The sequence below is a fragment of the Marinagarivorans sp. genome (assembly GCF_982758155.1).
Map to the genome: position 1 here is coordinate 23,189 of NZ_CEXWTU010000011.1, position 10,622 is coordinate 33,810.

A 10,622-nucleotide genomic window follows, 5' to 3' on the forward strand; every position below is an offset into this window, starting at 1 on the left:
ACTACAAGTGGGTCGATAAAGATGGCGTCTCTCATTTCTCTGAGCGGCCGCCAGAGCAAGCCGATATAGCCGAGAAAATTAAAACCCACGCTCGCAAACCAACAATAGAAGAGAGCCAAGAAGCAAAGACCGCCATCAAAAAAGAGCTTGCGCCTACAACACAAACCCTTGCCGACCCCGCGCGTTGCGATCAAGAAAAAGCACGTTTAAAGCAACTGTCTTCTGGGTCACGCATTCGAATGCAAGATACGCAAGGCGGCTTTTACTACTTAGATGAGCAGCAAATTAAGCGAGAAATGCAAAAATCAAAGCAAGCAATCACCGAAAGCTGTAAATAGCCCCTCTTAGGTTAACGTAAAAAAGCCCACTAAAAAGTGGGCTTTTACTGTTACAAAGCTATCAAATTACATCATGATGAGAAAATGACTTTATCACCTTCCAATACAGCCTTAATCGTATCACCCGGCGCAAAACGGCCCGCTAATACGGCTTGAGCCAGTGGGTTTTCGACCATTTGAACAATGGCACGCTTCAATGGGCGCGCGCCATAGACAGGATCGAATCCAATCGCCGCCAACTTATCCATCACTTCATCCGACAAATTCAGGCTCAAATCGCGGTCGGCCAAACGTTTTTGTAAATGCTCTAGCTGAATAGAAGCAATTGAACGAATATCAGATCGCCCTAATGGGTGGAAAACAACCGACTCATCAATTCGATTGATAAATTCTGGCCTAAAGTGCTGCCCAACCACTTCCATCACTGCATCGCGCATCGCGTTGTAACGGTGTGTATTCGTTTCGTTTTCAGCCAGCTCGCCATCAAAGCTAACCATATCAAAAGACTTATTGTTCGCTAGCTCCTGAATTTTATCGCTACCCAAGTTCGACGTCATTACGATAACGGTATTCTTGAAATCTACAGTGCGACCATGGCCATCGGTTAAACGGCCGTCATCCAATACTTGCAGCAAAATATTAAACACGTCGGGGTGTGCTTTCTCGACTTCGTCCAGCAGTACAACTGAATACGGCTTACGACGAACCGCTTCAGTCAAATAGCCGCCTTCTTCATAACCAACATATCCCGGAGGCGCGCCGACTAAACGTGCTATCGAGTGCTTCTCCATAAACTCAGACATATCGATTCGAATAATAGAGTCTGTCGTATCAAATAAAAACTCTGCCAACGCTTTGCATAACTCCGTTTTACCGACCCCAGTTGGCCCTAAGAATAAAAACGAGCCGTTAGGACGGTTAGGGTCTGACAAACCTGCGCGACTGCGACGTACAGCATCAGAAACCGCCGTCACGGCTTCATTTTGACCAATCACCCGGCCGTGTAATACATCTTCCATCGAAAGCAATTTATCACGTTCACCCTCTAACATTTTGGACACGGGAATTCCCGTCCATTTAGAAACCACCTCAGCGATTTCTTCGTCAGTAACACGGTTACGCAGCAGCTTCATATCCAGCATTTCGGCTTGGCTCGCCATATCCAACTGTTTTACCAACTCGGGGATAACGCCATACTGCAATTCGGACATTCGAGCCAAATCGCCTGCGCGACGTGCAGCCTCTAAATCAAAGCGAGCTTGTTCAAGATTTGTTTTCACGCCTTGCGAACCTTGCAACGCTGCTTTTTCAGCACGCCAAATTTCATCTAAGTCGGCATATTCACGTTCGGCGGTATGAATGTCTTCATCAATTTTACGCAAGCGTTTTTGCGCTGCTTCATCGTCATCTTTTTTTACCGCTTCACGCTCAATTTTCAATTGAATTAAACGCCGCTCCAATCGATCCATCACTTCAGGTTTAGAGTCGATTTCCATTCGAATACGGCTACCGGCTTCATCGATTAAATCGATGGCCTTATCCGGTAACTGCCTATCGGTAATATAGCGTTGTGATAATTTAGCGGCCGCGACAATGGCCGAATCCGATATATCAACACCATGGTGAACTTCATAGCGCCCTTTTAAGCCTCGCAAAATCGCAATGGTATCTTCTTCGCTAGGCTCCTCGACCAACACCTTTTGAAAACGACGCTCCAATGCCGCATCTTTTTCAATGTATTGCCGGTATTCATCTAAAGTTGTTGCCCCAACGCAATGCAATTCACCGCGCGCTAAAGCCGGCTTTAGCATATTGCCCGCATCTAAAGCGCCGTCACCCTTCCCGGCGCCAACCATGGTATGCAGCTCATCAATAAATAAAATGATTCGGCCTTCTTGCTTGCCCAGCTCATTAAGTAAATTCTTTAAACGCTCTTCAAAATCGCCACGGAATTTAGCACCCGCTAACAATGAACCTAAATCTAAAGACAGTAACCGCTTCCCTTTTAACCCTTCGGGCACTTCGCCATTAACAATACGCTGCGCCAAGCCTTCAACAATGGCTGTTTTACCCACGCCAGGCTCACCAATTAAGACCGGGTTATTTTTAGTGCGGCGCTGTAATACTTGAATGGTGCGGCGAATTTCATCATCGCGCCCAATAACCGGGTCTAACTTTCCAGCTTCGGCCCTGGCGGTTAAATCTACGGTGTATTTCTCTAGCGCCTGCCGGTTACCTTCGGCATCTGCATCTTCAATTTTTTCGCCGCCGCGCACTTTTTTAATGGCCGCCTTTAAATTACTTTCATTACCAAACGTTTTAAGTAATTTCCCCAATGCGATATTGTTATCGCCAATGGCAGCCAATAAAACCGATTCACTGGAAATAAACTTATCGCCAGCTTGCTGTGCTTCTTTGTCAGCCAAATTCAATAAGCGCCCAAGTTCTGGCGACATATGTACATCGCCAGTCGGGTTTTGAATTTTAGGTAAATCCTCCAATGCTTTAGTTAAAGCGTTACGCAATCCCGCAACATCAAACCCCGCTTGAGCCAGCAAAGGTCTAACCGCGCCACCTTGCTGGTCCAGCATACCTTGCAAGAGATGCACGCTATCCATATGCGCATGATCACGTCCCACAGCCACAGACTGCGCATCCGATAATGCCATTTGTAATTGATTGGTTAATCGATCTATTCGCATGGAATCTACCCTATTCAAAATACCGTTTTTAAGCCGCGACGGCCTTCATTAATAGCGGTCTTTGGATAACTATCCCCGCCAGCAAAGCAATGTCATAAAAGTGGGGGTACAATAGGCTTAATCAATGGCAGCGATAAAAATAGTCGGCTATTGAACCCGTAAAGCCTCGTTTTTTTGATCTCGATTAAACGCTAAACCTGCCCCACCCCATAAAGGATTCGATGATGCGCAAAATACTACGCGAGCTCAGCTCAACACCTTATCTATTGCTACTGCTTTTCCCCCTTACGCTCACAAGCTGCGCGGGCAACGTTAAGCTCGATACAGCAACAATCACCGATGGCAGCATACTCAAACCCCAAGCCGCAGTCGTTAATCCCGTGGCCATTACGTTTTCTTCTTATTGGGAAAAAGACCAGCGTCGAGGCCATCGTCAATCTGATATCGATGACCTAAAGAAGCGTTACACCAAGGTATTGACCCGCACCGTAGAAAAAGCACTCATCAAACAAGGCTGGACGACTGCCACAGAGGTTTCAACGAATGCTGTTATCGTTAATGTGGCAATCGACAATATGCGTATCACTGCCCCCGACTTTAGCGGCGCCTTAGTAGACCTGTACTCAAAAGACGAACACGGCTCCGGTGACTTCACCTTGAACTTTGAAAGACAGGGCAAGACTCAGGCTATGTTTAAAGATAAGCGTAAGGTGATGGCCGGTGCAGGTGGAGGCCAGCTAAACAGAACAAGCCGTGTGATGAACCAACATGCCTTTGACCGCGCATTGCAGCGTTTTATTGAAGACGCCCTGAAGTCAGAAACCGCCGCTCAATAACGCGTATTAAGCGCGCTTTTCGATACCTAAAAAGCGCCCATCCTCACTAAAGCGTATCGAAAAGCGCCCCTGAACACCCTGCCGAGTAACAAAGGGCTGAAGTATTTTGGCGGGGAAGCGTACGCGACGGCCATCGTAAGCGATGGCTAATACATTGCGCGCAACCCCCTTGTACATCAGCAAATATTCCTCTGCACTGATAGATAAACCCACATCAATCACTTGCTCTTGATAGGTATCCACTTATCGACCTCGTTTCAATTGTGCGCGCCTAACGCGTAATTCAGTATTAACCCCGGCAAAGTATAGTTCACCGGCCGAAAAACCACTGTAAAATCAGGGTTTTGAGAATGAAATTTTACGTGCCAACTCATGCATTAAGACTACTAAAATGGTATAGTTTCGCGCTTTTTTCATCGCCCCACCCAGCTAGGCATCGTTATTCGTAACGAATTGCGCGATTACTAGATGGGCTACAGGCCATTGTCTGGATTCAGACCGGTCTTTTAACTGCTAGGACTTCAGGACGTTATGAGTACAACACCACGTAAAATATTGGTCACCAGCGCACTTCCCTATGCCAACGGATCTATCCACTTGGGGCATATGGTGGAAACCATCCAAACCGATATTTGGGTCCGTTTTCAAAAGCAGCGCGGACACCATTGCGTTTACGTGTGCGCCGATGATGCTCACGGCACAGCAATTATGCTCACCGCTGAAAAAAACGGTATTACAGCCGAGCAGCAAATCGATAACGTTCAGAAAGAGCACGAAACAGACTTTGCCGGCTTTAACATTGGCTTTGATAATTACTACACCACCCATTCTGCCGAAAACAAAGAGCTGTCCGAGCTAATTTATAACCGATTAAAAGCTAATGGTCATATTGCCGAGCGTGAAATCACGCAAGCATTCGACCCCGAGAAGCAACTGTTTTTAGCCGATCGCTACATCAAAGGCACCTGCCCAAAATGTAAAACGCCGGACCAGTACGGCGATAACTGCGAAGCGTGTTCTGCAACCTATTCGCCGATGGAGCTGCTAGACGCTAAATCAGCTATTTCTGGCGCCACCCCCATCGCAAAAGCCTCGAAGCACTTATTTTTTAAACTTCCCGAGTTCAGTGACTTCCTAAAAGACTGGACCCGTGCCGGCCACCTGCAACCCGAAGTCGCGAACAAACTGGCTGAATGGCTAGATGCAGGCTTGCAAGAGTGGGATATTTCCCGCGATGCACCCTACTTTGGTTTTGAAATTCCCGGTGAACCCGGAAAGTTCTTTTACGTTTGGCTTGATGCGCCGATTGGCTACATTGCAAGCGCCAAAAATTACTGCGAAAAAAACGGCTTAGACTTCAACGAATATTGGGCCAAAGACAGTACCGCCGAGGTTTACCACTTTATCGGTAAAGACATCATCAACTTCCACGCCTTGTTTTGGCCCGCAATGTTGCATTCGGCCGAACTGCGTACCCCAACGCAGGTTTTTGCCCACGGATTTTTAACCGTCGATGGCAAAAAAATGAGTAAATCGCGCGGCACTTTCATTAAAGCCAGCACTTACTTGGAACACTTAAACCCTGAGTACTTGCGTTACTACTACGCCACTAAACTGACCGGTAGCGTTGATGATCTAGACCTTAACCTCGACGACTTTATTACCCGCGTTAACAGCGATCTCGTGGGTAAAGTTGTGAATATTGCCAGCCGAACAGCCAAGTTCATCAATAAAAGCGGCAATGCTTTATCTCCCAATAACCCAAACCCCGATTTATGGCAGAAATTTATTGATACCAATAATGTCATTGCCGATCTTTACGAAGCCCGTGAATTTGGTAAAGCTATGCGCGAAATCATGGCGCTGGCCGATGCTGCCAACGAATATATTGCAGAAGTCGCACCTTGGTCGTTAGCGAAAGATCCTAATAACGCCCAGCAAGTCACCGACATATGCAGCTTGGGTATTAACTGTTTTACCGCGTTAATCACGTTCTTGAAGCCCGTACTGCCCATTACCGCGCAAGCATCGGAAGAATTTTTAGCGACCACCTTAGATTGGAAGCAAGAACTGACCTATCTGGGCGAGCACACCATTAATACCTTTAACCCACTAATGACTCGCGTAGACCCTAAAGCCGTAAAAGGCATGGTAGATGCCAGCATTGAATCAATGCCGGAAGCTGAACAAGCATCAACTTCGAGCAACCAGTGGCTAGAAAAAGAGCCTATCGCTAGCGAAATTGAATTTGACGATTTCGCTAAAGTGGATTTGCGTGTCGCTAAAATCGTAAATGCTGAACACGTTGAGGGTGCCAATAAGCTCTTGCGCTTAACATTGGATATTGGCGAAGCGCGCAATGTTTTTGCCGGCATTAAAAGTGCTTACAGTCCTGAGACACTGATTGGCAAAAATACCATTATGGTCGCCAACCTCAAACCTCGTAAAATGAAGTTTGGAATGTCTGAGGGAATGGTTTTAGCCGCTGGCCCCGGCGGTAAAGATTTATTCATTCTTGAACCCAACGAAGGCGCAGAGCCTGGCATGCGAGTAATGTAATGACCGAGTTTTTTGTCATTTTTGTAGGCTCCGTACTGGTTAACAACTTTGTGCTTGTCCAGTTCTTAGGTCTGTGTCCTTTCATGGGGGTTTCTAATAAACTAGAGACCGCCATCGGCATGGCCGCAGCCACAACGTTTGTACTCACACTGGCAAGCATATGCAGCTATATGGTGCACTCGTGGGTGCTCGCTCCACTGGGGCTCACTTTTTTAAAAACCATTAGCTTTATTCTAGTGATTGCTGCTGTGGTGCAGTTTGCAAAAATGTTCATCGAAAAGACGAGCCCGCTGCTTTACCGCGTTCTCGGCGTATTTTTGCCACTGATCACTACAAACTGCGCCGTTCTTGGTGTGGCCTTGCAAAACACCAACAAGGTGCACACTTTCAGCCAATCAGCACTTTACGGTTTTGGCGCGGCGGTCGGTTTTTCGCTAGTTTTAATTTTATTTTCTGCAATGCGAGAACGTTTGGCGGCTGCCGATGTTCCTACGCATTTTCGCGGCGCTGCAATCGGCATGATTACAGCGGGATTAATGTCCTTGGCCTTTATGGGTTTTGCAGGACTGGTATAAGAAATGTTGCATTGGATTATTGATAACCCTGTTCTTGGGGCGCTATTGGTATTAGCCGCGCTATCACTTGTATTTGGCGCCATACTCGGCTTTGCCGCCGTTAAATACAAAGTCGAGGGCGACCCCCTTGTCGAGCAAGTTGACGCGTTACTCCCCCAAACACAGTGCGGCCAATGCGGCCACCCTGGCTGCCGCCCTTACGCGCAAGCCATCGTTGCCGGCGAAGCCATTAATCACTGTCCGCCCGGTGGCCAAAGCACCATTAATCATTTAGCGGACTTACTCGGTGTAGAGGCGCCGTCCCTCGATGAAGAACACGGTGAGGCCACTGAAATTAAACAAGTCGCCTTTATTCGCGAAGAAGACTGCATTGGCTGCACAAAATGCATTCAAGCCTGTCCCGTCGACGCCATTTTAGGCGCACAAAAGAAAATGCACACGGTCATTGAAAGTGAATGTACCGGCTGCGATCTTTGCGTAGAGCCTTGCCCCGTTGACTGCATTGATTTATTACCCGTAGAACAAGGCGTACAGCAATGGGCTTGGGATAAACCACAAGTCAATATTATTGCTACCGACCGCACCCCGCAGGGAGCGGCAGCATGAGAAAAGTATGGGAAGTTCCGGGCGGTATTCACCCCCCCGAAAGTAAAGCGCAATCAATGCAATTACCGATTACCGAAGCCTCGCTTGCCGACGAATATGTTTTACCGCTGAATCAACATATTGGTGCGGCATCAACGTCGCTAGTCAACGTCGGAGATTACGTACAAAAATTTCAACGTATTGCCGATGCAGAAGGTATTTTTAGCGCAGCGTTACACGCCCCAACATCCGGTAAAGTTATCGCAATAGAAGATCGCTTAATCGCGCACCCCTCGGGTTTAAGTGCCCCCTGTATTGTGATACAAGCGGACGGCCTTGATACACCCTGCCCACTTGAAGAAACTGCAGACCCATTTACCCTAGAACACGCCGCGATTATTCAAAAAATTCGTGACGCAGGTCTTGTTGGGATGGGTGGCGCAGGTTTTCCAGCAGCGGTTAAATTAAACCCGCGCAGCAATACACGAATAAATACCCTAATTTTAAACGGTACCGAGTGCGAACCCTACATCACCGCCGACGATGCTTTAATGCAATATCATGCCGATGAAGTTATTTTGGGCGCACGACTTCTCGCTCACACCTTAGGTAACCCTCAAGAAATTATCATTGGCGTAGAAGACAACAAACCAAAAGCCATTAAAGCACTACAGAAGGCCGCTAAAGGTACATCAATTGAAATCGTTAGCTTTCCCACAAAATATCCATCCGGTGGTGAAAAACAACTGATTTATATTCTAACCGGTAAAGAAGTTACATCAGGGCAAATACCCGCAAGCTTGGGTATTGTTGTGCAAAACGTCGGCACCGCCGTCGCGGCTTGGCGCGCAGTCCGCTTTGGCGAACCACTGATTGAACGCATCACTACCGTCGTAGGCGAAGCCTTAACTACTCAGCGTAATATGCGCGTGCGTATTGGCACACCCATGAGCCACATATTGGCACAAAATGGCTTTAATCAAGGCAATAGTGCACGCCTTATTGTTGGCGGCCCAATGATGGGGTTTGCGCTAGAGCAAACGACCGTACCCGTCATTAAAACAACCAACTGTATCTTGGCGCCTAGCCATGAGGAAATGCCAGAAGCACCTGCACAACAAGCCTGTATTCGCTGCGGCCATTGCGCTGAAGCCTGCCCTGCCGGCTTGTTACCGCAACAATTGTACTGGTACGCCCGAGCCGATGAGCACGACAAGCTCGAAAGCCATAATTTATTCGACTGCATTGAATGTGGTGCTTGCTCCTATGTATGCCCCAGCGCGATACCACTGGTGCAATACTATCGTGCTGCAAAAGGCACTATTCGACAAGCGCTAGAAGACAAGAAAAAATCCGATCGTGCTCGTGAACGCTTTGAGCATCGCCAAGTGCGCATCGCCAAAGAAGATGCCGCCAAAGAAGCCAAGCGTCAAGCCCGCAAAGCTGCGGCCGAAAAAAACAAAGCTAAGCTAGCTAACGCCGTTGCATCCAATCAAGCGCCAGAAGAAACATTAGTCTCTAAAGCCGCAATCGCCGCAAAAGCACAGATTAATCCCGAGCAAGAAAAAGCACGATTAGAGCGCTCTATTGAAAGCCTAAACGGCCGAGTCGAGCACTTTAATGGTCAAATTAAAGAGTTCAGTGAAGATCTAGCCCGCGTTGAGAAAATTAAATCTCAAATAAAACAAACGCAAATAAAACTGAAAGATACAGAAGCTAAGCTTGTAACCTTCAACCAACACCAAACCAGTGCCGAAACCAAGGTCGAAGCTGCCGCTGCGAAAATGCAAGCAACCCCCCTTGAAGCTGCCGAAAAAAATCTTGGTTCCCTAAAAAAGCGTTTAGCAACCGCGCAGGAAAAACATCAAGAGGCTATTAAAGAAGAAAAACCCACGGTTAACGCCCTCAAACAAGGCATTGAAAAGCTCCAGGTTAAAATACAAGAGGCTGAAAAATCCGTTGCTGTTGCCGCCAACGAACTACCCGCTGCCGTTACAGGTTCCGAAAAAACGGTAGATGCCGCAGCTGCAGCCATTGAGCGCGCCAAGGAAAAAGTAAAAGCCGCAGCTGCCATGTCTCCAGAAGAAAAGAAAGCCGCGAGCATTGCTTCACTTCAAAAACGCCTAAGCAAAGCCAAAGAGCGCTTAGCGAAAGCAGAAGTGGAAAACGATGAAAATATTGCTGCATTCTCTACCGGAGTACAAAAATTAGAGCAGAAATTGCTTGAAGCCACATCTGAAGGAACGCAATAAAGTCCAAGGTAAAATTGACAATTGTTTAGTGGTGAATACCGCAAACGTTCTATGTTACCGGCAACGAGAAGGGTAAAAACAAACATTCTGGCTCTATAAAGCCCGCGAAATATCACTTAGGAGTTACATATGTTAGAAAACATGAATAGTTTTTTCTCTGACGGGAACTGGATAGACAGTATCATCCCCTTCTTAACAAACATTGTTATTGCACTCGCCATTTACCTAATCGGTAAATGGATTGCAGGACACGTCGTAAAGCTTATTGATAAAGGCATGGAATTACGAAAAATGGACCCGGCCTTGCGAGGCTTTCTTTCCGCCATTTTAAAAACAGTCTTTACATTTGTCATCGCGTTAATTGCTGTAGAGCAATTAGGTGTTAACACCACATCTTTATTGGCATTATTAGGTGCAGCCGGTTTAGCGGTTGGCTTAGCGCTTAAAGATTCACTTTCAAACTTTGCCGCTGGCGTAATGCTCATACTCTTTAAACCATTCAAAATTGGTGACTTTATTGAAGCTGGCGGAATAACAGGCGTTGTAGAGAAAATAGAAGTTTTTAACACCGTATGTCGCTCAGGTGACAACAAAGAAATTATTGTTCCCAACGCCCACATCTATGGCGGCACGATTACTAATTTCTCGGCCAAACCAACGCGTCGTATCGATCTTGTTATTGGCATTGGCTACGACGATGACATGAAAAAAGCACGCGATTTAATGATGCAGGTTTTAAATGCCGATTCGCGCATACTTCAAGAGCAGGCTCCTG

General features: G+C 47.0%; 9 protein-coding genes. 7 read left to right on the forward strand and 2 right to left on the reverse strand.

All coding sequences use genetic code 11. From position 1 onward, the window contains the following. Positions 1 to 338, forward strand: a 338-nt coding sequence (locus AC3A8L_RS02695) for a DUF4124 domain-containing protein (RefSeq protein WP_487960682.1), incomplete at its 5' end; no start/stop codon positions are given. Positions 339 to 409: 71 nt separating this feature from the next. Here AC3A8L_RS02695 and clpB read toward each other — a convergent pair. Then, positions 410 to 3,040 (reverse strand): ATP-dependent chaperone ClpB, encoded by a 2,631-nt coding sequence (gene clpB, locus AC3A8L_RS02700; RefSeq protein WP_487960683.1) that lies wholly within the window; start codon positions 3,038 to 3,040, stop codon positions 410 to 412. Between the two features lie 221 nt (positions 3,041 to 3,261). On the opposite strand from clpB, the gene AC3A8L_RS02705 reads away from it, so the two are divergent. Further along, positions 3,262 to 3,876 (forward strand): hypothetical protein, encoded by a 615-nt coding sequence (locus AC3A8L_RS02705; RefSeq protein WP_487960684.1) that lies wholly within the window; start codon positions 3,262 to 3,264, stop codon positions 3,874 to 3,876. Between the two features lie 6 nt (positions 3,877 to 3,882). Here the strand turns inward: AC3A8L_RS02705 and AC3A8L_RS02710 are convergent, their stop codons facing one another. After that, positions 3,883 to 4,119 (reverse strand): DUF2835 domain-containing protein, encoded by a 237-nt coding sequence (locus tag AC3A8L_RS02710; RefSeq protein ID WP_487960685.1) that lies wholly within the window; start codon positions 4,117 to 4,119, stop codon positions 3,883 to 3,885. Positions 4,120 to 4,407: 288 nt separating this feature from the next. On the opposite strand from AC3A8L_RS02710, the gene metG reads away from it, so the two are divergent. From metG to AC3A8L_RS02735, 5 genes are all read left to right on the forward strand, one after another. Then, positions 4,408 to 6,435 (forward strand): methionine--tRNA ligase, encoded by a 2,028-nt coding sequence (metG, locus tag AC3A8L_RS02715; protein WP_487960686.1) that lies wholly within the window; start codon positions 4,408 to 4,410, stop codon positions 6,433 to 6,435. Next, positions 6,435 to 7,010 (forward strand): electron transport complex subunit RsxA, encoded by a 576-nt coding sequence (gene rsxA, locus AC3A8L_RS02720; protein WP_487960687.1) that lies wholly within the window; start codon positions 6,435 to 6,437, stop codon positions 7,008 to 7,010. The genes metG and rsxA overlap by 1 nt, the downstream gene beginning before the upstream one ends. A 3-nt stretch (positions 7,011 to 7,013) precedes the next feature. Further along, positions 7,014 to 7,616, forward strand: a complete 603-nt coding sequence (gene rsxB, locus AC3A8L_RS02725) for an electron transport complex subunit RsxB (protein WP_487960688.1) — start codon at positions 7,014 to 7,016, stop codon at positions 7,614 to 7,616. Continuing rightward, complete coding sequence (rsxC, locus tag AC3A8L_RS02730) at positions 7,613 to 9,847, forward strand: electron transport complex subunit RsxC (protein ID WP_487960689.1); 2,235 nt, start codon at positions 7,613 to 7,615, stop codon at positions 9,845 to 9,847. Before rsxB ends, rsxC begins: the two co-directional genes overlap by 4 nt. Positions 9,848 to 9,976: 129 nt before the next feature. After that, a partial coding sequence (locus tag AC3A8L_RS02735; protein WP_487960690.1) for a mechanosensitive ion channel family protein occupies positions 9,977 to 10,622 on the forward strand: 646 nt, incomplete at its 3' end.

What these genes read in the sequence shown, in the direction of transcription:
- rsxB (WP_487960688.1), top strand. Translation starts at nt 7,014, where the DNA reads ATGTTGCATTGGATTATTGATAACCCTGTTCTTGGGGCGCTATTGGTA.
- AC3A8L_RS02705 (WP_487960684.1), top strand. Translation starts at nt 3,262, where the DNA reads ATGATGCGCAAAATACTACGCGAGCTCAGCTCAACACCTTATCTATTG.
- rsxA (WP_487960687.1), top strand. Translation starts at nt 6,435, where the DNA reads ATGACCGAGTTTTTTGTCATTTTTGTAGGCTCCGTACTGGTTAACAAC.
- clpB (WP_487960683.1), bottom strand. Translation starts at nt 3,040, where the DNA reads ATGCGAATAGATCGATTAACCAATCAATTACAAATGGCATTATCGGAT.
- rsxC (WP_487960689.1), top strand. Translation starts at nt 7,613, where the DNA reads ATGAGAAAAGTATGGGAAGTTCCGGGCGGTATTCACCCCCCCGAAAGT.
- metG (WP_487960686.1), top strand. Translation starts at nt 4,408, where the DNA reads ATGAGTACAACACCACGTAAAATATTGGTCACCAGCGCACTTCCCTAT.